27 protein-coding genes and 1 pseudogene are annotated in these 26925 nt (G+C 71.4%); 9 read left to right on the forward strand and 19 right to left on the reverse strand.

The window, feature by feature from the left end:
- Positions 1-235 precede the first annotated feature (235 nt).
- From ACYVAG_RS14935 to ACYVAG_RS15015, 17 genes and pseudogenes are all read right to left on the reverse strand, one after another.
- The gene (locus ACYVAG_RS14935) at positions 236-1246 is read right to left on the reverse strand and encodes a lysophospholipid acyltransferase family protein (RefSeq protein ID WP_460770943.1); all 1011 of its coding nucleotides are present in this window, start codon (positions 1244-1246) and stop codon (positions 236-238) included.
- Positions 1239-2264, reverse strand: a complete 1026-nt coding sequence (locus tag ACYVAG_RS14940) for an NAD-dependent epimerase/dehydratase family protein (protein WP_460770945.1) — start codon at positions 2262-2264, stop codon at positions 1239-1241. The genes ACYVAG_RS14935 and ACYVAG_RS14940 overlap by 8 nt, the downstream gene beginning before the upstream one ends.
- A gap of 19 nt (positions 2265-2283) precedes the next feature.
- Complete coding sequence (locus ACYVAG_RS14945; RefSeq protein ID WP_042842924.1) at positions 2284-2385, reverse strand: 30S ribosomal protein bS22; 102 nt, start codon at positions 2383-2385, stop codon at positions 2284-2286.
- A gap of 140 nt (positions 2386-2525) precedes the next feature.
- On the reverse strand, positions 2526-3023 hold the full coding sequence (locus ACYVAG_RS14950) for a hypothetical protein (RefSeq protein WP_460770946.1): 498 nt from the start codon (positions 3021-3023) through the stop codon (positions 2526-2528).
- Positions 3020-4681, reverse strand: a complete 1662-nt coding sequence (locus tag ACYVAG_RS14955) for a hypothetical protein (RefSeq protein WP_460770948.1) — start codon at positions 4679-4681, stop codon at positions 3020-3022. Before ACYVAG_RS14955 ends, ACYVAG_RS14950 begins: the two co-directional genes overlap by 4 nt.
- A gap of 194 nt (positions 4682-4875) precedes the next feature.
- Complete coding sequence (locus ACYVAG_RS14960; RefSeq protein ID WP_460770949.1) at positions 4876-5361, reverse strand: hypothetical protein; 486 nt, start codon at positions 5359-5361, stop codon at positions 4876-4878.
- A 53-nt stretch (positions 5362-5414) separates the two neighbouring features.
- A complete protein-coding gene (locus tag ACYVAG_RS14965; RefSeq protein ID WP_460770951.1) occupies positions 5415-5639 on the reverse strand; it encodes a helix-turn-helix domain-containing protein in 225 nt (74 codons plus the stop codon).
- 122 nt (positions 5640-5761) lie between these two features.
- The gene (locus ACYVAG_RS14970) at positions 5762-6916 is read right to left on the reverse strand and encodes an acetoin utilization protein AcuC (protein WP_460770953.1); all 1155 of its coding nucleotides are present in this window, start codon (positions 6914-6916) and stop codon (positions 5762-5764) included.
- Between the two features lie 10 nt (positions 6917-6926).
- The gene (gene proC / locus ACYVAG_RS14975; protein WP_460770954.1) at positions 6927-7727 is read right to left on the reverse strand and encodes a pyrroline-5-carboxylate reductase; all 801 of its coding nucleotides are present in this window, start codon (positions 7725-7727) and stop codon (positions 6927-6929) included.
- Positions 7728-7730: 3 nt separating this feature from the next.
- Positions 7731-8780, reverse strand: a complete 1050-nt coding sequence (locus tag ACYVAG_RS14980; protein ID WP_460770957.1) for an aspartate-semialdehyde dehydrogenase — start codon at positions 8778-8780, stop codon at positions 7731-7733.
- Between the two features lie 268 nt (positions 8781-9048).
- Positions 9049-9933 (reverse strand): annotated as a pseudogene (locus ACYVAG_RS14985) (cation diffusion facilitator family transporter); the annotation flags it as partial.
- Positions 9934-9954: 21 nt separating this feature from the next.
- On the reverse strand, positions 9955-10767 hold the full coding sequence (locus ACYVAG_RS14990) for a CPBP family intramembrane glutamic endopeptidase (protein WP_460770958.1): 813 nt from the start codon (positions 10765-10767) through the stop codon (positions 9955-9957).
- A 30-nt stretch (positions 10768-10797) separates the two neighbouring features.
- Positions 10798-11733 (reverse strand): proline dehydrogenase family protein, encoded by a 936-nt coding sequence (locus tag ACYVAG_RS14995; protein ID WP_460770961.1) that lies wholly within the window; start codon positions 11731-11733, stop codon positions 10798-10800.
- A 78-nt stretch (positions 11734-11811) separates the two neighbouring features.
- A complete protein-coding gene (locus tag ACYVAG_RS15000) occupies positions 11812-12630 on the reverse strand; it encodes a sugar phosphate isomerase/epimerase family protein (protein WP_460770962.1) in 819 nt (272 codons plus the stop codon).
- A gap of 31 nt (positions 12631-12661) precedes the next feature.
- Entirely contained in the window at positions 12662-13888 is a 1227-nt protein-coding gene (locus tag ACYVAG_RS15005) for a glycosyltransferase family 4 protein (RefSeq protein ID WP_460770964.1), read from the reverse strand.
- Positions 13875-14798 (reverse strand): DMT family protein, encoded by a 924-nt coding sequence (locus tag ACYVAG_RS15010; protein ID WP_460770965.1) that lies wholly within the window; start codon positions 14796-14798, stop codon positions 13875-13877. Before ACYVAG_RS15010 ends, ACYVAG_RS15005 begins: the two co-directional genes overlap by 14 nt.
- A gap of 103 nt (positions 14799-14901) precedes the next feature.
- Positions 14902-15852, reverse strand: a complete 951-nt coding sequence (locus ACYVAG_RS15015; RefSeq protein WP_460770967.1) for a Ppx/GppA family phosphatase — start codon at positions 15850-15852, stop codon at positions 14902-14904.
- A gap of 90 nt (positions 15853-15942) precedes the next feature.
- Here ACYVAG_RS15015 and ACYVAG_RS15020 point away from each other — a divergent pair, with 90 nt between their 5' ends.
- From ACYVAG_RS15020 to ACYVAG_RS15035, 4 genes are all read left to right on the forward strand, one after another.
- Complete coding sequence (locus tag ACYVAG_RS15020) at positions 15943-16704, forward strand: hypothetical protein (protein WP_460770969.1); 762 nt, start codon at positions 15943-15945, stop codon at positions 16702-16704.
- Between the two features lie 72 nt (positions 16705-16776).
- A complete protein-coding gene (locus tag ACYVAG_RS15025; RefSeq protein WP_460770970.1) occupies positions 16777-17412 on the forward strand; it encodes a VOC family protein in 636 nt (211 codons plus the stop codon).
- Positions 17412-18506 carry a histidinol-phosphate transaminase gene (gene hisC / locus ACYVAG_RS15030; RefSeq protein WP_460770973.1) on the forward strand — a complete coding sequence of 365 codons (1095 nt, stop codon included), beginning with the start codon at positions 17412-17414 and terminating at the stop codon, positions 18504-18506. Before ACYVAG_RS15025 ends, hisC begins: the two co-directional genes overlap by 1 nt.
- A 23-nt stretch (positions 18507-18529) precedes the next feature.
- Positions 18530-19084 carry an arsenate reductase/protein-tyrosine-phosphatase family protein gene (locus ACYVAG_RS15035; protein WP_460770974.1) on the forward strand — a complete coding sequence of 185 codons (555 nt, stop codon included), beginning with the start codon at positions 18530-18532 and terminating at the stop codon, positions 19082-19084.
- A 43-nt stretch (positions 19085-19127) separates the two neighbouring features.
- Here ACYVAG_RS15035 and ACYVAG_RS15040 read toward each other — a convergent pair whose 3' ends face one another.
- On the reverse strand, positions 19128-19946 hold the full coding sequence (locus tag ACYVAG_RS15040; protein WP_460770976.1) for an SGNH/GDSL hydrolase family protein: 819 nt from the start codon (positions 19944-19946) through the stop codon (positions 19128-19130).
- 137 nt (positions 19947-20083) lie between these two features.
- Here ACYVAG_RS15040 and radA point away from each other — a divergent pair, with 137 nt between their 5' ends.
- From radA to ACYVAG_RS15060, 4 genes are all read left to right on the forward strand, one after another.
- A complete protein-coding gene (gene radA / locus ACYVAG_RS15045) occupies positions 20084-21526 on the forward strand; it encodes a DNA repair protein RadA (RefSeq protein ID WP_460770977.1) in 1443 nt (480 codons plus the stop codon).
- A 51-nt stretch (positions 21527-21577) separates the two neighbouring features.
- The gene (gene disA / locus ACYVAG_RS15050; RefSeq protein ID WP_460770978.1) at positions 21578-22615 is read left to right on the forward strand and encodes a DNA integrity scanning diadenylate cyclase DisA; all 1038 of its coding nucleotides are present in this window, start codon (positions 21578-21580) and stop codon (positions 22613-22615) included.
- A 137-nt stretch (positions 22616-22752) separates the two neighbouring features.
- A complete protein-coding gene (locus ACYVAG_RS15055; RefSeq protein ID WP_460770980.1) occupies positions 22753-23067 on the forward strand; it encodes a hypothetical protein in 315 nt (104 codons plus the stop codon).
- Between the two features lie 80 nt (positions 23068-23147).
- Complete coding sequence (locus tag ACYVAG_RS15060) at positions 23148-24050, forward strand: HhH-GPD family protein (RefSeq protein WP_460770982.1); 903 nt, start codon at positions 23148-23150, stop codon at positions 24048-24050.
- A gap of 17 nt (positions 24051-24067) precedes the next feature.
- On the opposite strand, the gene ACYVAG_RS15065 is transcribed toward ACYVAG_RS15060, so the two are convergent.
- Positions 24068-24910 carry an EamA family transporter gene (locus ACYVAG_RS15065; RefSeq protein WP_460770984.1) on the reverse strand — a complete coding sequence of 281 codons (843 nt, stop codon included), beginning with the start codon at positions 24908-24910 and terminating at the stop codon, positions 24068-24070.
- Between the two features lie 135 nt (positions 24911-25045).
- Between ACYVAG_RS15065 and ACYVAG_RS15070 the strand changes: the two genes are divergently transcribed.
- A complete protein-coding gene (locus tag ACYVAG_RS15070; protein ID WP_460770987.1) occupies positions 25046-26803 on the forward strand; it encodes a polysaccharide biosynthesis protein in 1758 nt (585 codons plus the stop codon).
- The last annotated feature ends 122 nt before the right edge of the window (positions 26804-26925 follow it).

The raw sequence follows: 26925 nt of genomic DNA on the forward strand, positions 1-26925 counted from the left end.
CTCGCTCGGAGAACGTTCCGGCCAGCCCCGCCTGGACTCGCGCGCCCGGTGACTGGAGGGCCGATGAGCGGCGCGGCCTACCGACGAACCGCAGGCTTCGAATCCACGCCTGGCCGCGTCGCGAAGAGTGTCCGAAGACACCGGATCGTGCGCGCGAGGCCGATCGCGTCGCGGAGCGGCGCAATGCACACAGTCCCAGCCGCAAACCGAAGCTCCCGGACACCCACCCCACGCCCTACAGAAAAACCCCCGGACGCTGCGCCAACAACGCGTACAGCCGGTTCTGGATCGTCAACCTCACCTGGTCGGTGATCTGGAACACCGTCATGGGGTCATCCGCCGCGTGTGCGCCCAGCTCGTCGGTCGTGATCGCCTCGCCGAACTCGATGATCCACTTGCTCGGCAGCGGGATCATGCCGAGCACGCCGAACCAGGGGAACAGCGGCGTGATCGGGAAATACGGGAAGCCCAGGGTCTTCGCCAGTCCCGGCGCGTTCGACAGCAGCGGATAGATCTCCTCCGAGCCCACGATCGAGACCGGCACGATCGGAGCCCGCGCCCGCAGCGCCGTCGACACGAAGCCGCCGCGGCCGAAGCGCTGGAGCCGATAGCGCTCCGAATAGAGCTTGCCGAGCCCCTTGAACCCCTCGGGAAACACCGACACCAACTCGCCGTTGGACAGCAGCCGCGCCGCGTCCTCGGGGCAGGCGACCGTGGCGCCGACACGGCGGGCGAAGTCGTGGCTGAACGGGGTCTCGAAGACGAGGTCGGCGCCGAGCATGCGGGAGTGCCGGCCCAGCCCGTCGAAGACCACCGACTGCACCATCAGCGCGTCGATCGGCATGGCGCCGGCATGGTTCGCGACCAGCAGCGCCGGTCCGTCGGCGGGCACGTTCTCGAGGCCGCGGACCTCGATGCGGAACCAACGCGTGGCGAGGAAGCGCAGAGCGGGCAACACGACGCGCTCGGTGAACTCGGGATCGAGCCCGAACTCGTCGACCGCGTAGTCGCCCGAGATGCGCTGGCGCGCGAACGCCACCAACTCCTCCAGGGACCCCTGCCACTCGATGCCGGCCGCGCGTCCGGCCTCGAACAACGCCGGCCACGGGTCGTCGGCCAGGCGCCTCCACTGGTCGCCACCGGCCCCGCGCAACTTCTCCAGCGCCTCCACCCCAGCGCCGGCCAGCTCGATCAGCAGCGACCCGAGGTCGGGGCGGTCGTCGCCGCCGCGGTCGCGGTCAGCCATGTGTACGCCTTCCCGGGGCCGGGGCCAACATGCGGGCCGCGGCGTCCAGCGCCCGGTCGACCTTGTCGATCGACAACAGGCCCGGCTCGCCCAGCGCCGCGAACTCGTCCAGCGCGCGGCGCGACGAGTAGTGGGGGGTGAAGTCGGTGGCCTCGGCGAACCGCGACGTGTCCATCGCGCGCCCGAACATGACGCCCCGGAACTGGTCGGCGGTCACGCTGGTCAGGCCCAGGCGGCGGCCGAGTGACCACGCGGCGGGCGGCAGGTCGGGCAGGACCCCGAGCGAGGGGCGACCCAGCGTACGCACGGCCTGGGTGAGCGTCACGACGTCGTCGGCGCCCACGTTGTACGTGCCGGGCAGGTCGCGCTCGACCACGGCCAGCAGGGCGGTGACGGCGTCGGCCGGATGGAGGAACTGCAGGCGCGCGTCAAACCCCAGCGGTCGCAGCACGACCGCCGACGACAGGTAGCGCGTCAGCGGGGAGTCGACGCCGGCGCCCATGAGGTTCGCCAGCCGCAGCGTCGTCGCTGTCACGTCGGGTCGGCGCAGCGCGAGGCCGTCGACATAGCTCTCGGCCTCGAGGCAGTCACTGGCGAAACCCGGCGAATCGGGCGTACGCCTGGCCATCGGCTCCGTGAACCGGGCCGGAGCCAGCGGGCCGGAGCCATAGACCACGGCCGAACTCATCAACACCAGTTTCGAGACCGACTCGGCCTTCTGGCACGCCGCCAGCAACTGCATGGTGCCGATGACGTTGGCCTCCTTGGCCGACGCGCGGCTCTGACCGCCGTCGATGAGGCCGAGGTGGACGACGGTGTCGACCGCACGGTCGGAAACCAGGCGCTGCACCAGCGGGCTGCGTACGTCGGCGCGCACGTGGTTGACCGCCCCCAACTCGTGGCGGGGGGAGGTCACGTCGAGGCCGATGACCTCATAGCCCTCGGTCGCGGCCAGTGCGCGGGCGAAACGGGCCCCCACGTCACGCGCGACGCCCGTGACGAGCACGACGCGGGACATGAGGGGACTCGGTTCGGAGTTACTTGCCGGCGCGGCGACGCTGAATGCGCGTGCGCTTCAGGAGCTTACGGTGCTTCTTCTTCGCCATACGCTTGCGACGCTTCTTGATGACCGAACCCACAGGTGGTGCCTCTCAGAGAATCGATTCGCCCCGGTCGCGATCGGGTGGGACCAGCGGAGTGAGGCGAGCCCGGACGGATGCGCCGGACAAGAACGGAATCCTACGCGGTCGCGCCGGATCGGCCAAGTCACGGCCTCCCGTCACCGGCGTTCGGCGACCCGGCGGGCCTGCTCGCGTTCCCCGTCGCGGGCATCGTGCCTGGCCGCGGCGATGTCGGAGTCGCTGTAGCCGGCCGCGGCCGCCCAGCGCTCCCACCCGTGGGCGCGGAACTGGGCGTTCCGGGTCTCGACGCCGTTCTCGCGGGCCTTCTGCTCCGCGCGCAGGCGCATGGGCGACTGGGTCAGGGCCCCCGGGTCCTCGGCCCGGCTGGAGTCCTTCAGCTTCTGGACGCGCTCGTTCTCGCTGATGCGGACCTTGTCGAGGAACTCACGCTGCTCGGCCGGCGACGGCGGACGCACCTGCACCTCCGTGCGCTCGACGGTGACGACGTTCTTGCTGCCGAGACCGCCGGACAGCTTCTTGCCGCCGGACATCTTGAAGGAGTCGGTGGTGACGTCGTACGCCCCCTCCGCCCCGACGCCCGCCGGCGTCCCGTACTTCCCGCGAACTTCCTCCGGGCGCGCCCCTGCGAACTTCACGTGGCCCCCACCGAGTGGCCCGTCACCGCCTTGGATTCGACGCCCAACGACTCGGTGACCTTGCCGCTGTCCTCGCGCCCGATCTTCCCCTCCACCGAGTTGCTGTAGGTGCCCATCTGCCGTTCCGACGTCGCCTTGAGCGCCCAACCGGGCTTCGGGGCCGCATCGACGGCGGACACCTTCCCGGACACGGCTTGACCCGCGTGGCCGCGCACCGCCTGGGCACTCCAGTTCGCCCCGTTGCACACCTGGAGACCGGCCCCGAAACCGGCGGGGGCATAGTCGGCCTCGGCGCAGACGCCCGGCCCCTGGGCCTTGGGATTCTTCTTCGCCGACTCCAACTCGCGGTGGCCGTCGACGTGCCGGACCGACCCCGAGTCCAGGCCCGCCTTCTTCTCGCGGTCACGCTGACGCTCGCTGGGCGTCAGTTGTACGCTGCGCTGCCCCTCCCGATCCTCCTGGTGGCGGAGCTGGTTCTTCAGGCTGCCCGGCTTCGCGTCCTCGCGGTTCTGTGTCTTCCGCTTGGCGTCCTGCGTGGCGGCGGCGCGGCGGGCGGCCGCGGCGTTGCCGGGCTTCACCTGCTCCTGCTTGTCGAGGCGCGCCTGCCCCTCCTCCGGGGTCTTGATCAGTTTCAGGGCCTCGGGCGACAGGTCCAGTTTCGGCTGGGTCTGGAAGCCCCCCGGCCTGGAGGGGGCTGGGGACTTGGCGGCGGAGGGTGTGATGCGAGGCGACTTCGCGACCCATTCCGCAGTGGCCCTCCGTTCCGCCGCCTTCCGGTGCGCATCCTGCTTCGCGCCGGCCCGGCGCTCGGCCGCCTCGGCCTTCCGCTCGGCGACCGACTGCTGTTCGACCTTCTTCGCCTTCAGGGCGAGCTTCGCCTCGGCCTGACGGATGGACTCGTTGCGACGGGCATCCTGCTTCGCGCCGACGCGACGCTCGGCAGCCTCGGCCTTCCGCTCGACCACGGCCTGCCGGTCGGCCTTGTTGGCCGCCTGGACGTGCTGCGCCCTGGCCTTCTTCGCCGCGGCCTCGTTCTGCGTCGCGACCTGCTCCTTCTTGTCCAGCTTGGCCTGCTCGGCGTCGTTCATCCGCGTGGGGAACTTCCCGGCCTGGCGCAGGTCGAGGGGCTTGGCCGGCGCTTTCGCTGGGGCCTTCGCCGCAGGCTTCGCGGGCGCCTTGACCGCCGGCGCCTTCGCCGCAGGCTTCGCGGTCACGGCCTTCTTCTTGGCCGCTGCGTTCGCGTCCGCGCGCTGGACCTTCTTGTCCGCGCGCGCCTGCTCCTTCTCCGTCATCTTCTTCGCGGCGGGCTTCTGCTTCGGCTTCGCGGCGGACTTCGCCGGGGCCTTCGCCGCCACCGCACGCTTCTTCGCCGCCGCATTCGCCTCGGCCCGCTGTTCCTTCTTGTCCGCGCGCGCCTGCTCGTTCTCCGACATCTTCTTCGAGGTGGGCTTCGCGGCGGACTTCGGCGCTGATTTCGGCGCCGACTTCGCGGCCGGCTTCGGCGCCGGCTTCGGCGCGGACTTCGCCGGCGTACCCGGGTCCTCGGGTCCGGCCTCCTTCGCCACGGCATCGGTGGCGGTCAGCGCGGTTGCCGCGACGGCGGCAGAACCAACGGCGGCCAGCAGGGCGAGACGGGTTCGACGCGTCGAGGGGTGCATGGGGTGCCTCCGGACTTCCAGGATGGGGGGTGGTTCCTCGGACCCTTGCCCCCTCCACCCTGTCAACGCGCGCCCGGCACAGGAACCCGGAAACTTCCGGTTGCCTCGAACTTCTCGCGCGAAAAGGCCGCCGCACCGCGTGTCACCCACAGGACTCCTGGGTCAGGAACGTCCACATCACAAGATTTTCGGTCTCAACGCCTGGTAGGACCAAGCAGGACCGTACGCGGGAGCGTCTCGTCGCCGACGGGGACCGGAGGAGTTGTGGACCGGCGACGCGGTGCCCCCTTGAGCTCATGGAGCAGCACCAGGAGGTCGATGTCGACGTCGCTCAACCGCACGTCGAGCCCGAGTCCGGCGACCTCGCGCGGCGGCACTTCGATCCGACACTCGCGACCGGCGAGCACGTCGAGGATCACCACGGAGTTCGTCCCGCGGTGCCAGAGCTGCGTCACCGCGGCCCGCGAGACCTTGCGTACGGCCGGGGAGTCGACAGGAAGGCCACGCCGAGTCGACAGACCGGTCGCACGCGGGGTCACCAGGACGGGATCGAGGGGACCCTGCCGGGCCAGTTCCTGGCCGACGCGCCACACCCGGATCAGGCGATCGAGGTCGCCGGCATTCGGTCCCTCGTCCCGCTGGGCGGTCCGAGCGATCCGTCCGTTCAGGTGAAGGTTCATGCCGAAACGGGCCCGGTCACGCTTCCGGGCACCCGCAGGTCCGACCACGCGGCTCAGCCCACGTCGTAGTACGAGCCCCGCAGGTAGTCGTTGACCGCCTTCTGTGGCACGCGGAAGCTGCGGCCGAAGCGCACCGCCTCGAGCTCGCCGGAGTGGATCAGCCGATAGACCGACATCTTCGACACGCGCATGATGGCCGCCACCTCGGCAACGGTCACGAACTTGACCCCGGAGAGGTCGTCGACGGGCGAGAGCGCGGGGCGCTGCGGATCGCTCATGGCACACACTTTCCAGCACGCATCCCTGCGACCGGCTTCCCCTCCGGCGCGTCGCACGCACTGGGAGTGACAGTAGTGGTAAATGGGGCGACGCGAAAGCCGATCGCGCCAGCCCGAGCGTGTCAGAAGTCCGGGTCGAGCCCCAGGTCGGGGAACACCGACCGGCGCGTGGCGATGATGGCCTGGTCGACGCGGCTCGACGGGTTGTAGCCCCAGCCGATAGCCTCGAACTCTCCCGAGCACCCGTCCCCCATCGTCTCGGGGATGTCCTCGACGCCCTCGGCGGCCATGCCGGCGCGCCACGACTCCGGCGTCGGGGTGTCGGTCGGGATGGGATGGCCCGCCAGCACCGCCAGCAGGTGGGTCCAGGCCCGCGGGACCACGGAGTGGACCGCGTACCCTCCCCCGCCGGTCGCGACCCAGCGCCCCCGGCAGAAGCGATCGGCGAGGTCGGCCACCATCGCGTACGACGCCGCGAGCCCGTCCACGGACAGCCGCAGGTCGGTGAGCGGATCGGCGACGTGGGAGTCGCAGCCGTGCTGGCTGATCAGGATGTCGGGCTTGAACGCCTCCAGCGCCGCGGGGACGATCGCGTCGAACGCGCGCAGCCAGCCGGCGTCGTCGACGTCCGGCGGCAGCGCCACGTTGACCGCCGAGCCCTCGGCACCCCGGGCGCCGATCTCGGACGCATAGCCCGTGCCGGGGAACAGGTGGATCGGCGACTCGTGCAGCGAGATCGTCAGCACGTTCGGGTCGTCGTAGAAGATGTCCTGCACACCGTCGCCGTGGTGGGCGTCGATGTCGAGGTAGGCGATGCGCTGCGCGCCCTGCGCCTGCAGCCACCGGATGGCGATCGCGCAGTCGTTGTAGACGCAGAACCCGCTGGTCGCCGCCGGCATGGCGTGGTGGAGCCCGCCCGAGATGTTGGCCGCACGCGTCGCCTCGCCGCTCCAGACCAGCCGCGCGGCCTCGGTCGTCGCCGCGGCCACGCGGGACGCCACGTGGTGCATGCCGAGCACCAGCGGGTTGTCCGGCGTGCCGATCCCGTAGTGGGTCTGGACCCGGTCGGACTGCACCGCCGCGATGTAGTCGTCGGTGTGCACCAGCCGCACGAGCGCGTCGTCGGCCGGCGGCGCCTCGACCACATCGAGGTGGTCCATCACCCCGAGCGCGCGGGCGAGGTCGATGGCGTGGCGTACGCGGCCCGGCGCCATCGGATGGGACGACCCGAAGTCATAGTGGGTCAGCTCGTCGGAGTGGACCAGGCAGGCGCGCACGTCGGTGGCCCTACTTCGAGCCCAGCTCGGCGGACCGGTCGCGCGCGGCCTCCATCGCCTCCATGAACGCCGCGCGTACGCCGTTGTTCTCCAGCGCGCGCACCGCGGCGGCCGTGGTGCCACCCGGGGAGGTCACCCGCTCGCGCAGCACGGTCGGGTGTTCCCCCGACTCGCTGAGCAGCTTGGCCGAGCCCAGCATGGTCTGGACGACGAGCTCGCTGGAGGTGTCGCGCGGCAGCCCCAGCTGGACGCCGGCCTCGATCATGGCCTCGACCACGAAGAACAGGTAGGCCGGTCCCGACCCCGAGATGGCCGTGACGGCGTCCTGATAGCGTTCCGGGACCGTCACCACCCGTCCGGTCGCGGCCAGGATCTCGGTGACGGTGTCGAGGTGGTCACTCGTCGCCGACGAACCGGCCGAGATCGCCGCCATGCCCTCGGCGACCTGGGCCGGGGTGTTCGGCATGACGCGCACGACGGGCGTGCCCTCGCGCAGCCGCGCCTCGATGCGGGCGGTGGAGACTCCGGCGCACAGCGAGACCACGACAGCCCCCGGCGCGAGGACCGGCGCGATCTCCGACAGCACCGGCTCGATGTCCTGGGGCTTGACCACGACGAGGATCGTCTGGGCGGCGCCCGCGGCCTCGACGTTGGACACCACCGAGACCCCGTAGCGCTCCTCGAGTTCGGCCTTGCGCTCGGGGCGGCGGTCGGTGACGACGATGTCGCCCGCGTCCCAGCCGGCCTTCACCAGTCCGCCCAGCACGGTCTCGCCCATGACGCCGGCACCGAGGATGGCGAGCCGCGCCATGGCTCAGACCCCCGCGGTGGCGGCCGCGCCGCGGTGGGCGACGACGACCTCGGCGATCTGGACGGCGTTCAGCGCCGCGCCCTTGCGCAGGTTGTCGTTCGAGACGAACAGCACCAGGCCGCGGCCCTCCGGGGCCGACTGGTCGGCGCGGATGCGGCCGACGAACGACGGGTCGGCGCCCGCCGCGTCGCGCGGCGTCGGCACGTCCATCAGCTCGACGCCGGGGGCGTCGGCGAGCAGTTCGCGGGCGCGTTCCGGCGAGATCTCGCGCGCGAACTCGGCGTGCACGGCCAGCGAGTGGCCGGTGAACACGGGCACGCGTACGCAGGTCCCCGCCACGCGCAGGTCGGGCAGGTGCAGGATCTTGCGGGACTCGTTGCGGAGCTTCTGCTCCTCGTCGGTCTCGTCGGAGCCATCGTCGACGATCGACCCGGCGAGCGGGAGGACGTTGAAGGCGATGGGCTTCACATAGGGCGCGGGGTCGGCGACCTCGTCGGCGCGGCCGGCGAAGGTGAGCCCCTCGAGGTCGGCGGTGTCGCGGGCCTGGTCGGCGAACACCGACACCGCGGTGCCGCCCGTGCCGGACACGGCCTGGTAGGTCGCGACGACGAGGCGCTCGAGGCCGGCCTCGACGGCCAGCGGCTTGAGCACCGGCATGATCGCCATGGTCGTGCAGTTGGGGTTCGCGATGATGCCCTTGGCCGGGGCGACCGTGTCCTCGGGGTTCACCTCGGCGACGACGAGCGGCACGTCGGGGTCCATGCGCCAGCCCGACGAGTTGTCGATCACGACCGCGCCGGCGGCGGCGACCTTCGGCGCGAACTCCTTCGAGGCGCCCTTGCCGGCCGAGAACAGCGCGATGTCGAGCCCGGCGAAGTCGGCGGTCGCCATGTCCTCGACGACGACGTCACGACCCTTGAACGGCAGCGTCCTGCCGGCCGACCGCGACGACGCGAAGAACCGGATCTCGTCGACCGGGAAATCGCGCTCCTCCAGCAGGGCGCGCATCACGCCACCCACCTGACCGGTCGCCCCGAACACACCTACGCGCATGACGTCTCTCTCCTTGGTTGCACGAACGGGCCCAGCGTACGCGGTGGGACTGACACGCGCGGGCGCATTCCGCGTCGCGGTCCACGTTCCCTGAGCGAGGCCGCTCGACCCCACCACACGTTCCCTGAGCGAGGCCGCCCGACCCCACCACACGTTCCCTGAGCGAGGCCGCCCGCGGCCGAGTCGAAGGGTCCTACTCCGACCCCAGCGCCGCCCCGCGGCCGTCGTGGTGGTCGTCGTCGTGGATGCGTACCTCCCCGATCGGCCGGTCACGGTAGGACGACGGGTCGTCGAAGGGCTCGAGGTGGGTCATGACGTGGAGGTCGTGCACCGCCGCGCGCAGCTCGTCCTCCAGCTCCTCGAGATAGTCATGACCCTGCTGCACCGTCCAGTCGCCCGGCACGAGCACATGCAGGCTCGCGTGGCGCTGGTGGCCCGCCACGCGGGTCTGCAGTCCGTGGAACGTCACCTGGTCGCTCGTACGCCGGCGCAGGACCTCGATGATGGCCCGGTTCTCGGCCTCGGGCAGCGTGACGTCGAGGAGCCCCTCGGTCGACTCGGCGACGAGCTTCGCGCCGGTGACGATGATGTTGACGCCCACGGCGAACGCGACGATGGCGTCGAGGCGGTCCCAGCCGGTCAGCCAGACGAGCAGGACGCCGATGACGACGCCCGCCGACGTGATCACGTCCGTCATCAGGTGACGCCCGTCCGCGGCGAGCGTCAGCGAGCGGAACCGCTCCCCCGCCCGGATCAGCACGACCGCGACCACGCCGTTGACGACGCTCGCGACGACCGAGATCGCGAGGCCCAGGCCGACGTCGTCGATGGGTCGCGGGTGGACGAATCGCTCCACCGAGGTCACGAGGATGACCGCCGCGGCGAGGAAGATCATCATGCCCTCGATGGCGGCGGAGAAATATTCGGCCTTGGCGCGCCCGTAGGTGTATTTCGCGTTGGCCGGCCGTGCGGCGACCTTCAGGGCCACGAGCGCCACGACTGCGGCGACGAGGTTCACGATCGACTCGGCGGCGTCCGACAGCAGGCCGACCGAGCCCGTGATGGCCCACGCGCCGGTCTTCAGCGCGATCGTCACGATGGCCGCCCCGATGGACAGCCAGGCATATTTCGTGAGGTCGCGACGCTCGGACACGCCGTCGATCATCCCACGGATCTACAGCCAGCTCACCTTGTCGTGCAGCGCCGCGTACCCCACGAAGGCCGCGATGTCGATCACCGTGTGGGCGACGACCAGGGGTCCCACGCGTCGCAGCCGCAGGAACAGCAGCCCGAACAGCAGGCCCATCAGCACGTTGCCGGCGAACCCGCCGAACCCCTGATAGAGGTGGTAGGACCCCCGCACCAGCGCGCTCACGACGATCACCGCCGGCCACGACCAGCGCGCCTGGCGCAGGCGGACGAAGGCATAGCCGATCATGACGGCCTCTTCCAGCAGGCCGTTCATGAACGCGGCCAGCACATAGACCGGCACCGTCCACCAGTTCTCGGCGAGGTTGCCGGGGCGCACGTCGACATTCAGCCCCCACTGGCGCGCGCCGAGATAGAAGAACAGCCCGGGAATGCCGATGCCGGCGGCGATCGCCACGCCCCACAGCACGTCGAACAGCGGGCGCCGGTGGTCCAGACCGAGCCGCCGCGACCCCACGCCGAGCCGGTCCCACGGCGCGAACCGCGGCCCGACCCAGACCGCCAGCAGATAGAACGCCAACAGCACCGGCACGAGCGGCAGCGTCACGTTCGCCACCTGGTACGCCAGGTCCAGCCACGGCCGCTCCGGCGTCACCGACTGGTTGGTCGACGCGCTCTGCTGGCTCAGCGGCTGGTCGACGCGCGTCAGTCGCTCGACGATGCGCAGCACCGAATAGATCGCCGACTCCCCCAGCGAAACCCCGAGCACGAGCAGCAGCTCGGCCACGGGGCGCGGCCTGGCCCCCGCGGCGGGTGGGGCCGCGTACGCGTGGCTCATCGGCGCGCCGGCATCAGGCGGCGGGCCCGGTCAACGGCGGTCCACCAGTCCGCGCAGGAAGAACGACAGGTTGGCGGGCTTCTCGGCGAGGCGACGGACGAGGTAGCCGTACCAATCGGTGCCGAACGGCACATAGACCCGCATCTGGTGACCCTGCGCCGCGATCTGCTCCTGGGCCTGCGGGCGCACGCCGAACAGCATCTGCATCTCATAGCTGTCGGGCGCGCGGTGGTTCCGGTTCGCCAGGTCGAGCGCGATGGCGACCAGCCGGGGGTCGTGTGTCGCGACCATGGGGTGGCCCTCGCCCTCCATCAGGATGCGCAGCGACCGCACGTACGCCCGGTCGATCTCGGCCCGGTCGGTGAACGCGACCGTCTCGGGCTCGGCGTACGCGCCCTTGCACAGGCGTACGCGCGACCCCGGCCCGGCCAGCGCGGCGCAGTCGGCCTCGGTGCGGTGGAGGTACGCCTGCAGCACCGCGCCCGTCGACGGGAAGTCCTTGCGGAGTTCGGCGACGATCCCGAGCGTCGAGTCGGTCGTGGTGTGGTCCTCCATGTCGACCGTGACCGTGGCTCCGGCGTTGCGTGCGGCGGTCGAGATCGCGCGCGCGTGGTCGAGCGCGAGCTGCTCGCCGCGCGGCCCGACCAGCTGGCCGAGCGCCGACAACTTCAGCGACAGGTCGGTGCCGGCGGCGAGGTCGGCCTCGCCGAGCTTCTCGAGCAGAACGAGGTAGGCCTCGGCCGTCCGGGCCGCCTGGTCGGCGTCGAGGGTGTCCTCACCGAGGTGGTCGATGGTGGCCGCGATGCCCTTGTCCCGCAGGGATCGCACTGCCGCGACCGCGTCGTCGGCCGTCTCGCCCGCGACGAACCGCTCGACGACCTTGCGGGTGGGCGCGAAGCCCACCGCGGTCTTCTTCAGGGTCTCGTTCCGCGCGACGCCGAGCAGCGCCTGTCGCACCACGTCCACTGGTCCCCACCTGTTCTGTTGGTCGTCTGCCTGTTCGTCGTGTCCGGCGTCCGCGCCGGGCGCGGGCCGGCCCTCAGGTTAGCGGTGATCCGGCGTACGCCCGCGCGCGAGGTGGGTGCGGGTGAACTCCAGCGCCTCGACCAGGTCGGCCTCGCGGCCGGCTCGCCCTCCGGAACCGCGGGTGTTCACCTCGAGCACGACGTGCCCGTCCCATCCCTTGCCCGCAAGGTATTCCAGCAGCTCGGCCGCCGGCTGGTCCCCGCGACCCGGGACGAGGTGCTCGTCCTTGAACGACCCCTTGCCGTCGGTGACGTGGAGGTGGCGCAGGCGATCCCCCCACGACCGTGCCAGCGCGAGCGAGTCCTGGCGGGCGGTCGACGCGTGGGACAGGTCGAGCGTCAGGTGGTCGTAGTCGAGTTCGGTCGGGTCCCACCCCGGGAGGTATGCCTTGAACTCGCCGCGGGGTGTGCGCCACGGATACATGTTCTCGACGCAGAACTCCACGCCCGTGGTCTCGGTGAGGCGGCGGACGCCCTCGGCGAACGCGGACGCGTACCGGCCCTGCCAGCGGAACGGCGGATGGACGACGACCGTGGACGCGCCGAGCCGGTTCGCGGCCTCGGCGGAACGCTCGAGCTTCTCCCAGGGGTCGGAGCCCCAGACGCGCTGCAACACCAGCAGGGTCGGCGCGTGGATCGAGACGACCGGCAGGCCGTGGTGGTCGCGCAGCCGTTCGAGCGCGTCGACGTCGAGCGATTGCGCGTCGAGCCCGACCATGACCTCGACCCCGTCATAGCCCAGTCTCTCGGCGTAGGCGAAGCCGGCCGCGGTGGACTCGGGATAGGCCGCCGAGGTGCTCAGCGACACCGGGGTCGGGTCATCGGGTTGCTCGTTCACCCCGTGAGCCTAACGCCGGGGAGGTAGGCGCTCAGGGCCAGTTCGCGCCGGCGGCCCGATAGCAGCACGAGACGCGCTCGACGAAGGTCGATCCCGCGAACGTCTGGCGCGCCTCGACGCAGGCCTGCGAGGCGGTCACGAGCTGGTGGGGGTGCTCGACGAGGTCCACGAGCCGCTCGGCCAACGCGTCGGCGTCGCCGAACGCCGGCAGGCCGGCGCCGGTGTCGAGGCCCTCGGCGAGGTCGGGGTCGCGATAGATCACCGGGCGCAGCTGCATGACCGACTCGACGATCGTCATGGGCTGGTTGTCGAAGCCGCACGACGTGAGCGCCGTGGCGTGGGCGGCCCTGATGTGGGCCTGGACCTGATCGTTGGGCAGGCGGCCGAGGAAGCGGATGTCGGGGTGGCCGCGGGTGATGGCCTTCGCGCGCGCCAGCGACTCGCCCTCGCCGACGACCTCGATGCGCAGGCGGCCGGGGCCGAGGCGCTCGACCGCGGCCATGCAGGCCTTCGCGAACAGCGTGAGGCGCTTCTCCTCGACGGCACGGCCGATCCAGACGATCGTGATCGGGCCGTCGACGGCCTCGAGCGGCGTCGCGTCGGCCGGGGGCTCGGCCAGCGCGTTCGGGATGACGTCGATCGGCCCGAGCCCCGAGGTCGCGACCTGGGCCGCCACGTGGGCCGAGGGCAGCACGATCCGGTCGGCGTGGCGCGCGACCGCGTACGTCATGGTGCGCATGGCGGAGTCGCCCGGCTGGTCGGACAGGTGGCGGCGTCGCCACGGCAGGCCGGTGATCACGCGGTGGTAGGGCGGCACGACGACGGCCAGCAGCCGCTGGATCGGGTAGGGCGTGTTCAGCCAGCAGTGGATGGTGTGGACGATCGGGATGCCGCGCCCCTTCGCCACTGCGACGACCGCGGCGGCGATGCCGAGCTCGGAGTGGAGGTGGACGACGTCGACACCGTCGAGCGCCTCGGCGACGCGAGCGCGCGTACGCGGACTGTTGCGGACCGACACGACGGCCGCGAACGGGACATAGACGAAGGGGTCGAGGCCGAGCGTGGTGATGCCGGGGCCGGCGAGCGCGGCGAGCGCATCGGAGCGCGGGGCGATCAGGACCACGTCGTGGTCGACCGCGAGGGCGCGGGCCTGCTGAATGATCGCCGTCTGCGCCCCGCCGAGGGTGCGGAAGCAGTAGTCGCTGACCAGCGCGACGCGGGGGCGCGTACGCGGGGTCCCGGGGTCAGCGGAGGCCATCGCGCGCCGCGGCTGTCGGGACGGGCTCGGACGCGGGCGACTCGTGTTCCGGGTGGTCGCGGCGCGCCGACAGCAGGCCGACCGCACCGAACGCGAGCGCGGCCGTGACGGCCATGGCGAGACCCGACCACAGGCCGATGCGGGCGCCCTCGCCGAGGGCGAAGATGCCGAACAGGACGGCCATCACGGGGTCGACCGTGGTCATCACGCCGACGCTGACCGACGCACGGCCGGCGGCGAACGACTGCTGGACGACCCACGCGGCGCCGCTGTAGCCGATGACGAGCACGGCGACGACCGCCCAGAACCAGGGCGACAGCAACCACCGGGGCTGGGCCACGGTGATGAGGCCGACGCGGATCATGCCGGTCGCGAGGCCGTAGACCATGGCGGCCGATGCGGCCCAGAGGAACGCGCGGAGGGCGCGGCCCTGGCGGGGCGCCAGGAATCCGGTGATCAGGGCGATGACGACGATGGGAATGCCGGTGGCGAGCACGGGCCCGACGGCGAGATGGGTCGTCGCCTGCGTGTGGAGGCCCGCGAGCACGACGAACACCGCCAGCGACGCCACGGCGACCGCGACGGTCGCCCACAGGCGCGACGTGGACTCGAGGCGGCGCTGGCGCACCTCGAGGAGGACGGCCCAGACGATGGCGAGGATGCCGATGGGTTGCACCAGGGTGATGGGCGCGAAGGTGAGCGCGGTCAGGTGGCACGCGGCGGACACGCCGACCAGGAGCAGGCCCAGGAGCCAGCGGGGCGTCGTCAGCAGCTTCAGGAACGCGCGGAAGCCGACGGAGTCCGTGCCTCCCTCACCGACGCTGTGGTGCTGCAGGGCGATGCCGAAGGCATAGCAGAGGCTGCCGAAGACCGAGATGGCGACGGCGAGCGGGGCGGAGGGCGTGAGCATCGCTGTCGATCATGCCCCCTGACGGCCGGTTCGGAAAGCCGGTACGCCGTGCGGCGACCCCGGAAAGACCCGGGTTCTCGCGCGTGCCGGCCGCCAAGCCGCCTCAGTCGCCCAGGCGGCGGGCGCGCGGGGAGCGGTCGGTGAAGTAGTCGAGGTGGTCAAGATGGTTCACGATCACGCCCTCGCGCAGGGCCCACGGGCACAGCTCGAGGGTCTCGAGCCCGGCCAGGTCCATCACGGCCTCGGCCACGATGGCTCCGGCGAGGATCTGGTCGGCGCGGCCCTCCGAGACCCCCGGCAGGCCGGCACGCGCCTCCGGCTTGGTCGCGGCGAGCCGGTTGACGACCTCGTGCAGCGCGGAGCGCTCGAGGATTCGACGGACGAACGGTCCCTCGGTGGCCGGGGCGGCGCCGGTGAGGCGGCCCAGCGTACGGAAGGTCTTCGAGGTCGCCACCGCCCTGTCGAACGGGCCGCGCCGGAGCACGTCACCGATGACGCCGCCGACCTCGGCACGCGCGAGGCGGCGTACGCGGGAGCGCTCGCGGGGTCCGAACCGGCGGGCCAGGCGCCCGGCGCCGACGGGGACCGACAGGGCGATGTCGGGCTCCTCGTCGCGACCCGCGGCCATCTCGAGCGATCCGCCGCCGATGTCGAAGACGGCCAGCGCGCCGGCCGACCAGCCGAACCAACGGCGTGCGGCGAGGAAAGTGGCGCGCGCCTCGTCGTGGCCGGAGAGGACGCGGACCTCGACCCCGGTCGCGTCGCGCACCTCGCCGACGACGTCGTCGCAGTTCGACGCCTCCCGCAGCGCGGAGGTCACGAACGGGAGCATCTCGGAGCAGCCGGTGTCCTCGGCGAAGTCGCGGCACTCGGCGACGGTGGCGACCAGCGCATCGATGCCGGCGCGGCTCATCGACCCGTCGTCGGCGAGGTGCTCGGCCAGCCGCAGTTCGCGCTTGTGGGACGCAGCGGGCACGGGGGCGCCGCCGACCCTGGCGTCGACGACGAGCAGGTGGACGGTGTTGGACCCGATGTCGAGGACTCCTAAGCGCACGGGGAGCACACTAGAGGTCACGCTGGCTGAGCGACGAAGGAGTCGAAGCCGCGTCGACTCCGTCACGGTCGCAGCCCTTACACTCCTCCAATGCCTGAGGTCCTGTTGCGATTCCCCCGCAGCTTCGTCGAGTTCACCGATCCCGCCGACGAGTCCCAGGTGTTCCGGTGTGACCTGACCTGGCTCACGTCCCGGTGGCGCTGCATCTTCGGGTCCGGCTGCCAGGGCATCTACGCCGATCGCCCCGACGACGGCTGTTGCACCCTCGGCGCCCACTTCTCCGACGCCGGCGACGAGGCGCGCGTCGGAGAGGCGGTGACGCGACTGACCGACGACGACTGGCAGTTGCGACCCGAGGGCCGCGACGCCTGGGCCGAGCTCGAGGCCGCCGACCAGGTCGGCGAGGGCGAGGAGCCCGCCCGCAAGACCCGCGTCGTCGACGGCGCCTGCATCTTCCTGAACCGTCCCGGCTTCCCCGCCGGCGCGGGCTGCGCGCTCCACACCCTGGCGGCCCGCGAGGGGCGCTCGTTCGTCGAGACCAAGCCCGACGTGTGCTGGCAGCTCCCGATCCGACGCCAGTTCCGCGAGGTCACCCGCGGCGACGACACGACCTACACCGAGGTCACGATCGGCGAATACGTGCGCGAGGGCTGGGGTGCCGGCGGCCACGACCTCGACTGGTACTGCACGTCCAACACCGAGGCGCACACCGCCCCCGACCCCGTCTACGTCTCCAGCCACGACGAACTCGTCGCGCTGATGGGCGAGCAGGCGTACGCCGACCTGGTCGGCCACTGCGAGGACTTCCTTGCCGGCCCGTCGCGCACCTTCCATCCGGCGACACGCCATTAACACAGGTGCTCTGCTCGTGCTAGGCCAACCCCGTGAATTGACGCTTGGTATGGACGGGCCACAATGGTCCGCATGCATCTCGACCACCTAGTTTTCGCCGCCGGGCCCGAGGGTCTGGTCCAGACCGCCGAACGACTCGGCTCCCTGCTCGGGGTCGAGTCGCGCGACGGCGGCTTCCACCCCACCTTCGGCACGCGCAACCGGGTGATCGCCCTGACCCAGGGTCGCTACCTCGAGATCGTCGAGGTCCTCGACCACCCCGCTGCCGAGAAGGCCCCGTTCGGCCAGGCCGTCCGCGCCCGCTCCGAGGCCGGCGGTGGCTGGCTCGGCTGGGCCGTCTCGGTCGACGACATCGCCCCCTTCGAGAAGCGTCTCGGCCGCGAGGCCGTCAACGGCGTCCGCAACTTCCCCGATGGCCGCCGCCTCACCTGGAAACAGCTCGGCGTCAAGGGCCTCCAGTCCGACCCGCAGCTCCCGTTCTTCGTGAAGTGGACCTCCGAGGAGGCGGTCCTTCCGAAGGCGTTGAAGGGCGAGATCGAACTCATCCGCGTCGAGGTCGCGGGCGACCAGCATCGCCTCGAGGACTGGCTCGGCGGCCAGTGCCCCGCGATGTTCTCCGATGTCGACATCGAGTGGATGGCACCGAACGGCACGCCCGGCATCGTCGCGGCCCACTTCCGCACCCCGGCGGGCAAGGTCCGCATCTGATGGGCGTACGCATCCGCGGCTCGGTCTCGGCGCTGCCGCCCTACCGGGCCGGGAAGCCCGCGCCCCTGGGCCCCGACGGCGTGTCGTTCAAGCTGTCGTCGAACGAGAACCCGTACGAGCCGCTGCCCGGCGTCCTTGAGGCCGTCCAGGCCGCGTGCGGCCAGATGAACCGCTATCCCGACGCCACCAACACCGCCATCACCGACCGGCTCGCGGCCGCCCTTTCGGGCTCGGGTGTCGACGTCACCGGCGACAACCTCGTGTTCGGCACCGGCTCGGTCACCGTCCTCGCGACCGTCCTGCACGCCGCCTGCGAGGCCGGCGACGAGGTCGTGTACGCGTGGCGCTCCTTCGAGGCCTATCCCATCGCGGTCCAGCTGGCCGAGGCCGTCCCGGTCCCGGTGCCGCTCGCGGCCGACGGCACCCACGACCTTGCCGCGATGCGCGCCGCGGTCACCGACCGCACGCGCGTGGTGATGCTGTGCACCCCGAACAACCCGACCGGTCCGACGATCCCCCACGACGAGCTCGTGGCGTTCGTCGACGACCTGCCCGACCACGTGCTGGTGCTGGTCGACGAGGCGTACGTCGAGTTCGTCACCGACCCGGCGGCCACGCGCGGCCTGGACGTGTGGCAGGGCCGGCCGAACGTCGTGGTGCTGCGGACGTTCTCGAAGGCCTACGGCCTCGCCGGCTTCCGGGTGGGCTATGCGGTGGCCCACCCCGACGTCGCCGCCGCCCTCAAGGCCTGCACCCTGCCGTTCGCGGTGTCGGTGCCGGCCCAGGCCGCGGTCGTGGCCTCGCTCGACGCCCATGACGCGCTGATGGAGCGGGTCGACGCGCTCGTCGCGGAGCGCGAGGTGCTCGTGGACGGCCTGCGCGGACTCGGCTTCACCGTCCCGCAGGCCCAGGGCAACTTCGTCTGGATCCCTGCGCGCGAGAAGAGCCAGGCGTACGCCGACGCGTTCGCGGAGGCTGGCATCATGGTGCGCGTCTACGTGGCCGGGAACGACCAGGACGGCGTACGCATCACCGTCGGCGAGCCCGAGGCGAACCGGCTGGCACTCGAGGTGGCCGGCAGACTCGAGCGCTGACCCCGTCGACCCAGGAGGTCACCGTGTCCGACCCGTTCAAGATCCTCGTGCTGTGCACCGGCAACATCTGCCGCTCCCCCGCCGGCGAACTGCTGCTGCAGCACCATCTGGGAGACTCCGTCGTGGTGACGAGCGCCGGGACCCACGCGATGGCGGGCTATCCCATGGAGCCCGCGATGGCGGCCCGCATGCCGGCCGACGTCGATCCGTCCGCCTTCGTCGCCCGCCAGCTCACGCCGGCGATGCTGCGTGAGGCCGACCTCGTCATCGGCATGTCCCGGGAACACCGGTCGCGTGCGGTCGAGACCTTCCCCGCCGCGGTGCGCCGGGCCTTCACCCTGCGTGAGCTCGCGCGGGTCCTGTCGCTGCACGGCGCCTTCGCCCCCGGCGAGACGCCCGGGCAGTTTCTCCGCGTGGCGGTGGGCCAGGCGGGTGCCTTGCGCGCACGGGCCCGGGCCGCATCCCCCGAGCTGGACGACGTGGTCGACCCCTACAAGCGCGACGACACGCTGTTCGACGAGGCGTTCGCCGACATCGACGAGGCCGTACGCGCGGTGGCCGCGGCGGCCCACCGCTGAACGTTCTCCGAGCGATCGCCAGCGAGACGAGGAGCCGAGCGAGTCAGGCCCCCAACACCTTGACGACCGTGTCCTTCCAGAGGCGTGACCCCTCTGCGTTCGGCATGACCAGATCCTTGTCGAGCAGTTCTGCCAGCGGCTCGGGCGCCTTGGTGAAGGCGTCGAAGACGTCGACCTTGGGCGCCTTGTTCTCGTTGGCCCAGTCGGTCACCGCGCGCGTACGGTCACGCTGCGCCTGCTGAGCGGTCCCCTTCTCTGGGTTCTGCACGGTCACGATGGCGGTGGCGCTGGCGGGGATCTTGGTCCACAGGGCCTCGAGATCGGCCGAGATGGAGCTCTGGCTCTCCTTGTGGCCGAAGCTCAGGATGACCAGGTCCGTCCCCTGCGGCACCAGCTGGTCGATGCGGCCGGCCGCGCCGCGGAGTGTGAGGTTGGCGTCGGAGACGTTGCGGAGGGTGACCTGGCGCGCGCCCGAGCCCTTCTCCGTGGCGTTCTCGCGGTCGCCCTCGACGGTCACGAGCTTCACCTTCCGCGACGACGCGAGGGTGTCGGCCAGCTGGGCGACCCAGCCGTTGGCCCCCATGCCGGACGCGTCGCCGAGCACGACGATGTCGACGGCGTCGCCGCGCATGACGTCGCGCACGCCCTCGGAGGTGCGGGGACGCGGCGTGGAGGCACCCGAGGGGGTCGCGCTCCCAGTCGACGTCGGCCCGGAACCGGGCACCGACGGCACGGTGACCGGCGCCGCGGGGACCGCGGCGGTCTCCCGGGGCCGCACGTGCAGCAGGGCGAGGACGACGAGTCCGGCCGTGAGCAGGGTGAGGACACCGAGACCCAGAATCGGCCATCTCTTGGAACGCATGGTCGCACCCTAACGACCCACGAGAAGCCTCGCAGCCCGAGGCGGTGAACCCTCAACTCCCGCTTGAAGCCTCCGCCGGTCGCCCACGCGGCGTACGCGCACAGGAATTGTCGGTGACCCCCTCTAGTGTTCCGGTCATGGCGAAGTCTTCGGTGAAACCCCAGTACGCATGCACCGAGTGCGGCTGGACGTCGGCGCGATGGGTGGGCCGCTGCGGCGAGTGCCAGACGTGGGGGTCGGTGGCCGAGCAGGGTGCACCGAAGGTGCAGGAGGTGCGGTCGAGTGCGCCCACGACCCGAGCGGTGCGCATCGGCGAGGTGAGCGCGACGGCGGCGAATCGCGACCTGACCGGCGTCGGCGAGCTCGACCGCGTGCTCGGCGGAGGCCTCGTCCCCGGGGCGGTCGTCCTGCTCGCGGGCGAGCCCGGGGTCGGAAAGTCCACCCTGCTGCTCGAGGTGGCGGCGAAGTGGGCGAACGCCGGGCGACGCACGCTCTATGTCACGGGCGAGGAGTCGGCCGCCCAGGTCCGGCTCAGGGCGGGCCGCACCGACGCGCTCGCCGACGAGCTCTATCTGGCGGCCGAGGCCGACCTCGGCACGATCCTGGGCCACATCGAGGACATCGGGCCGAGCCTGTGCGTGCTCGACTCCATCCAGACGGTGTCGACGGCCGAGGCCGAGGGTTCCCCGGGCGGCGTGTCCCAGGTGCGCGAGACCACGGCGGCGCTGGTGAGGGTCGCGAAGCGCCGCGGCATGGCCGTCGTCATCGTCGGCCACGTGACGAAGGACGGCGCGATCGCGGGACCCCGCACGATGGAACACCTGGTCGATGTCGTCCTGAGCTTCGAGGGCGACCGCCATTCGGGCTTCCGCATGGTGCGGGCCACCAAGAACCGGTTCGGGCCCGCCGACGAGGTGGGGTGCTTCGAGATGGCCGAGAACGGCATCATCGAGGTCCCCGATCCGTCGGGCCTGTTCACCAGTCACCACGCCGAGCCCGTGACCGGCACGTGCGTGACCGTGACGATGGAGGGGCGTCGTCCCCTGCTCGCCGAGATCCAGGCCCTGGTGGCGCCCAGCCAGCTCCAGGCGCCGAAGCGCACCACCCATGGGGTGGAGACCAACCGGGTGGCGATGGTGACCGCCGTGCTGCTGCGGCGGGCCCGCATCGCGCTGGGCAACAAGGACGTCTATGTGTCGACCGTCGGAGGCGCGCGCGTGACCGATCCGGCCGTCGACCTGCCGGTGGCCATCGCCGTGGCGTCGGCCGCTCTCGAGCGGACCGCGACCGGGGTGGAGGGCAACCGGCGACTCGTCGCCATCGGCGAGGTGGGGCTTGCCGGTGAACTGCGCCGGGTGCCGGGGCTGGAGCGCCGCATAGCGGAGGCGGCCCGTCTGGGCTTCGACACCGCAATCGTCCCCGCCGAACGAGGCAGCGAGGGGCGCCGGCGCGCGGTCAAAGGCATGCGGGTCGTGGAGGTCGGCACGCTCAACCACGCGCTGTTCGAGGCCCTCTCGGCCAGACCGGCCATCGCCGACCGCGCCCACGGAGAGCCGTCTTCCGAGGCCGACGACGAGTGACGCGTTGAAGTCCGCCCCGTAGGATCGGACCCACCCGACGAGAGGATCTCCGTGCCCGTTCGGAAATATCGCGCCCAGATGGCGCCCGGCACCCCGCTGCGCGAGGGGCTGGAGCGCATCGTCCGCGGGCGCACGGGCGCACTCGTCGTTCTCGGCAGCAACCGCCAGGTCGAGGCGGTGACCACCGGCGGTTTCCGCATCGACACCCCCTTCACGGCCACGGCGTTGCGCGAGTTGGCGAAGATGGACGGCGCCCTGATCCTCAACAACGAGGCTGACCGCATCATGATGGCCGGGGTCCACCTGATGCCCGACCCGACGATCGAGACCGTCGAGACCGGAACCCGCCACCGCACCGCCGACCGGGTCGCGCAGCAGTGCGGCGTCCCCGTGGTCACCGTGTCGGCGTCGATGAGCACCATCCAGATCTTCCTCGAGGACAAGCGCTATCTGATCGAGCAGTCACCCGCGATCCTCGCCCGGGCCAACCTCGCCCTCCAGACGCTGGAGCGCTACAAGGTGCGCCTCGGCGAGGTCCTGGGCCGGCTGAACTCGCTCGAGGTCCACGACCAGGTGACGGTGCGCGACTTCGTGCTCGTGGCCCAACGACTGGAGATGGTGCGGCGCCTCGAGGCCGAAACCACCGAATACGTCACCGAGCTGGGGTCGGACGGTCGCCTGCTGCAATTGCAGCTGTTCGAGGTCCACGTCGGCATGGAGGAGTTGCCCGACCTGCTTGAGCGCGACTATCGCCGCGATCCCGACGACGGGCTGACACTCGCTCCCCTCTCAGGCCTGCCCGACGAGGAAATCGTCGACCCCCAGGTCGTCGCCAGGGCGATCGGCTTCACCGAACCCCTCGATGCCCGCATCACGACGCGCGGCTTCCGCCAGCTGGCGGGGGTCAACCGGCTCCCGACGAGCGTCGCGACGCGGCTGATCGACCACTTCGGCTCGCTCCAGGCCCTGTTCGCGGCCAGCACCCACGAGCTGCAGGAGGTGGACGGCGTCGGCGGCAGCCGCGCGCGCATGGTCCGGGACGGCCTCACCCGGCTGGCGGAGTCGGCCTACCAGGACAGGCTGGACTGACGGTTCACGACCCCATGCCCGTGTGCGGCAGCCCCGGCGGAGGGTCAGCTGGCATGGGCGGGCCCGGTGCGGCTGGCGTCGCCGACGCCGAGGTTGGAGCGACCGGCGTCACGGGCGCGGCCTGAGTAGGCGCCGGCGTGGCCGCCCGCGGCGAGGCGGGAGGGTTCGGCGTCGCGGGTGTCGAAGGCGCGGGCGCGGTGGCCGGTGTGGCCACCGGCGTGGTGGCGGCAGGTGTGCCCGGCCGCTCGATCTGCCCCGGCGTACTCGCGGGCGAAGCCGAAGCAGGCGCCGCCGGAGTGGCCGGCGTACGCGCCGCGTTCGCAAGGTTCGCGACCGTGAACCACAGGGCGATGACGAGCGCGACCAGCGTGGCCAACACAGCGGCGCGACGCAGCCAATACGTGGCCGCGTTCTCGGGGCCCACGGGGTGCAGCAAGCCGCTCATGGCGTGAGCCTAGGCAGCCCGCGCACGCAGATGGTGGCGCCACGCCGGGCGCTGCGCCACCTCGCTCGTCCCGCGTAGGGTCTCCGCATGCCCGCGCGCCGCCCCTCAGGCCCCGATGGATCGACCGACCCCGACGACTCCATCGTCCCGGTCGTCATCGACTGGTTCGCCCACCACGCCCGCGACCTCCCTTGGCGGCGGCGCGACTGCTCCCCCTGGGGCGTCATGGTCAGCGAGTTCATGTTGCAGCAGACGCCGGTAGCCCGCGTGCTCGACCCGTGGCAGGCCTGGCTGGAACGCTGGCCGACCCCGGGCCACCTCGCGGCCGACCCCGCCGGAGAGGCCGTCCGCGCGTGGGGGCGCCTCGGCTACCCGCGTCGCGCACTGCGCCTCCATGCGGCCGCCACCGCCATCGTGGAGCGTCACGACGGCCAGGTCCCCTCCGACTACGACGAGCTCCGCGCCCTCCCCGGCGTCGGCGACTACACCGCCGCGGCCATCGCGAGCTTCGCCCATCGCCGCGCCCATGTCGTGCTCGACACCAACGTGCGGCGCGTGCTGGCCCGTGCGGTGTCCGGGCAAGCCTTTCCCGCCACCTCACCGACGGTCGCCGAGCGCGCGCTCGCCGCCGCGCTGATGCCCGCCACCGACGCGCACGTGTGGGCCGCCGCGTCGATGGAACTCGGCGCCCTGGTCTGCACGGCCCGCTCCCCCCGCTGTTCCGACTGCCCCGTCGTCGACCGCTGCGCCTGGGTCGCTGCGGGCCGGCCCGCCCACGAGGGCCCCGCACGCCGCGGGCAGGCGTACGCGGGAACCGACCGTCAGGTCCGCGGGCGCCTGCTGGCGATCGTGCGCGAGGCCGACGGCCCGGTCGACGCCGGAGCATTCGCCGGCGCGTGGGACGAGGGCGAGCAGCGCGACCGGTGTCTCGCCTCGCTCGTCAATGACGGGTTGCTGGTGCGGCGCGGGGACGCGTACGCCCTGCCGTGACTCGCCCGGACCGCAGGTCAGGCGGTGCGCGTCGCCCCCACGCTCGCGACGACCACGCACGCCATGGCGGCCACCTCGATCGGCGACAGGGTCTCGCCGATGAGCAGCAGCGCGGCCAGTGCGGCGGCCGCCGGCTCGAGCGACATGAGGATGCCGAACACCTTGGGCGACATGGTGCGCAGCGCGGTGATCTCGAACGAATACGGGATCACCGACGACAGGATGCCCACCGCGACGCCGATCGCCAGCACGTGCGGCCGGCCGAGGGCCTCGCCGCCCGACACCAGCGCGGGCCCGGTGATCACCAGGGTCCCGACGAGGCTGGCGATCGCCAGGCCGCTGAGCCCGTCCCAGCGGCGTCCGGTCTGCCCGCTCAACAGGATGTACGCGGCCCACGCCGCCCCTGCCGCGACCGCGTACGCCACCCCGACCGGGTCGAGGCGGCCCGGGGAGAAGCCCAGCAGGGCGACGCCTGCTCCGGCGAGCACGACCCAGACGAAGTCGCGCAACCGGCGCGATCCCACAACCGCGATCGCGAGCGGGCCCAGGAACTCGATCGTCACAGCCATGCCGAGCGGGATGCGGGCGAAGCTCTGATAGATCGCCCAGTTCATGCCGACCAGCGACAGACCGAAGGCGATCACGACGGCCCAGTCCCGCGCCGTGCGCCCGCGTACGCGGGGTCGCGCCCAGACCAGCAGCACCACCGTGGAGGTGGCCAGACGCAGCCAGACCATGGCGGTCGGCGAGATCTCGCCGAACAGACCCTTGGCGATCGCCGCGCCGATCTGGACCGAGGCGATGGAGGCGAGGACCAGCCAGACGGCCGGGATGCGGGGGCGCACAGCGGGGTCCGTCACAGGCGACAGTGTAGGTCTCTACCCCCGGTTGAGGTGGGGATGGTCATTTTCGTTCGGGTCGGGCGATAATGCTGCACAGTATTGAACGTTCAATCCACGGGCGGTCCGTGGGAGGACGCTGTCGTAGGGGTTTTCATGGGGAATGGTCTGATCACTTCGGACGCCCGCTGGCGCCGCGGATCCTTGGCGCTGTGGGACACGTTCTGCTGGATAGCGGCCACCTTCATCGTCGTCGGCGCCCGCTACGACTTCGAGCTGTCGAACGTGCTCTGGACCGAGGTGCTCCTCTACACCGGAGCCGCAGTCCTGCTCCAGCTCGTGCTCGGCTGGGCGTCGAAGGTCTACCAGGGACGCTATCGCGTCGGCAGCTATGAGGAGGCCATCTCCCTGGCCGGCATCGCCCTCGTCACGTGGGGCGTCCTGTGCGTCACCTTCATCGTGTTGCGGCCCGAGACCCCCCGCGGTCTGGTCGTGCTGGCACCGGTCGCGTCCCTCCTCGGAATGGCCGCGGGACGGTTCGCGATGCGCGCAATCCTGGTCCGGCACGCGCAGGGCGAGACGGTCGCCGAGCCGGTCCTCATCTACGGTGCCGGCAATGCCGGCTCGCAGTTGGCGCGCCTGCTCAACGACGACCCGGACGCGCCCTACGAGGTGCGCGGCTTCATCGACGACGACCGCCGCAAGCGCAACCTCCACCTCGGTCGCCACCGCGTCCTCGGCAACGGCGACCACCTCCTCGCGCAGGCCGCAGCCAAGGAGGTCAGCACGATCATCCTGGCGGCCCCCACCGCCACCAACGACTTCGTACGCCGGCTCGCCGACCAGGTCGAGGGTGCCGGCCTCAAGCTTCTGATCCTTCCTCCGGTCCAGGACATGGTCGGCGGACGCATCGAGGTCAAACAGCTCCACAAGGTCGACGTGGCCGACATCCTCGGGCGTACGCAGGTCACCACCGACCTGTCCGAGATCGCGAGCTACCTCAACGGCAAGGTCGTCCTCGTCACCGGCGCCGGCGGCTCGATCGGCTCCGAGATCGCCCGCCAGGTCCACGGCTTCGGGCCCAAGGAACTGGTCATGCTCGACCGCGACGAGTCGGGCCTCCACGGCGTCCAGCTGTCGATCTATGGCAAGGGCCTTCTCGACACCCCCGACATGGTGCTCTGCGACATCCGCGACAAGGACGCGCTGGACAAGATCTTCGCCTTCCACCAACCCGACGTGGTGTTCCACGCGGCGGCCCTGAAACACCTGCCGATGCTGGAGCAATATCCCAGCGAGGGCTGGAAGACCAACGTCCTCGGCACCCTCAACGTCCTCGACGCCGCACGCCGCTATGGCGTCAGCCATTTCGTGAACATCTCGACCGACAAGGCCGCCGACGCCACCTCGGTCCTCGGCAAGACCAAGCGCCTCGCCGAGCAGCTCACCTCCTGGTATGCGGAGAACAACACCGGCACCTGGTTGTCGGTCCGCTTCGGCAACGTGCTGGGCTCCCGCGGCTCGATGCTGCACACCTTCACCCAGCAGATCGAGGACGGCGGACCGGTCACCGTGACCCACCCCGACATCACCCGCTATTTCATGACGATCCCCGAGGCCTGCCAGCTCACGATCCAGGCGGGCGCCATCGGCGAGCCCGGCGACGTGCTTGTCCTCGACATGGGTCAGCCCGTGAAGATCCTCGACGTGGCGAACCGACTCGTGAAGCAGTCGGGCAAGGACATCGAGATCGTGTTCACCGGTCTGCGCCCGGGCGAGAAGCTCCACGAGGTGCTGTTCAGCGAGACCGAGGACGCCGAGGCGACGTCTCACCCGCTGATCTCGCAGGTGACGGTGCCGACGCTGGCGCCGGAGTCGCTGGAGGACGAGATGAGGCTTCTCAAACGGTACTGAGTCCATAGAACCCTCGTGGTCACGTTCTCCGAGCGAGCGCAGCGAGACGAGGAGCACCGGGTTAGTCACCTTGGCGAACCGTCCTGCAGTTGGCGAAGAGTAGTTGCCCTCGCGAAGGTTGC

This window comes from Mariniluteicoccus flavus, assembly GCF_054776655.1.

Bases quoted from the DNA above. Each gene is read 5' to 3' on its own strand.
- radA (WP_460770977.1), top strand. From the start codon at position 20,084: ATGGCGAAGTCTTCGGTGAAACCCCAGTACGCATGCACCGAGTGCGGC.
- ACYVAG_RS15025 (WP_460770970.1), top strand. From the start codon at position 16,777: ATGCATCTCGACCACCTAGTTTTCGCCGCCGGGCCCGAGGGTCTGGTC.
- ACYVAG_RS14980 (WP_460770957.1), bottom strand. From the start codon at position 8,780: ATGCGCGTAGGTGTGTTCGGGGCGACCGGTCAGGTGGGTGGCGTGATG.
- ACYVAG_RS15020 (WP_460770969.1), top strand. From the start codon at position 15,943: ATGCCTGAGGTCCTGTTGCGATTCCCCCGCAGCTTCGTCGAGTTCACC.
- ACYVAG_RS15060 (WP_460770982.1), top strand. From the start codon at position 23,148: ATGCCCGCGCGCCGCCCCTCAGGCCCCGATGGATCGACCGACCCCGAC.
- ACYVAG_RS14990 (WP_460770958.1), bottom strand. From the start codon at position 10,767: ATGAGCCACGCGTACGCGGCCCCACCCGCCGCGGGGGCCAGGCCGCGC.
- ACYVAG_RS14965 (WP_460770951.1), bottom strand. From the start codon at position 5,639: ATGAGCGATCCGCAGCGCCCCGCGCTCTCGCCCGTCGACGACCTCTCC.
- hisC (WP_460770973.1), top strand. From the start codon at position 17,412: ATGGGCGTACGCATCCGCGGCTCGGTCTCGGCGCTGCCGCCCTACCGG.
- ACYVAG_RS14935 (WP_460770943.1), bottom strand. From the start codon at position 1,246: ATGGCTGACCGCGACCGCGGCGGCGACGACCGCCCCGACCTCGGGTCG.
- proC (WP_460770954.1), bottom strand. From the start codon at position 7,727: ATGGCGCGGCTCGCCATCCTCGGTGCCGGCGTCATGGGCGAGACCGTG.
- ACYVAG_RS15070 (WP_460770987.1), top strand. From the start codon at position 25,046: ATGGGGAATGGTCTGATCACTTCGGACGCCCGCTGGCGCCGCGGATCC.
- ACYVAG_RS15005 (WP_460770964.1), bottom strand. From the start codon at position 13,888: ATGGCCTCCGCTGACCCCGGGACCCCGCGTACGCGCCCCCGCGTCGCG.
- ACYVAG_RS14955 (WP_460770948.1), bottom strand. From the start codon at position 4,681: ATGCACCCCTCGACGCGTCGAACCCGTCTCGCCCTGCTGGCCGCCGTT.
- ACYVAG_RS14940 (WP_460770945.1), bottom strand. From the start codon at position 2,264: ATGTCCCGCGTCGTGCTCGTCACGGGCGTCGCGCGTGACGTGGGGGCC.
- ACYVAG_RS15010 (WP_460770965.1), bottom strand. From the start codon at position 14,798: ATGCTCACGCCCTCCGCCCCGCTCGCCGTCGCCATCTCGGTCTTCGGC.
- ACYVAG_RS14960 (WP_460770949.1), bottom strand. From the start codon at position 5,361: ATGAACCTTCACCTGAACGGACGGATCGCTCGGACCGCCCAGCGGGAC.
- ACYVAG_RS15040 (WP_460770976.1), bottom strand. From the start codon at position 19,946: ATGCGTTCCAAGAGATGGCCGATTCTGGGTCTCGGTGTCCTCACCCTG.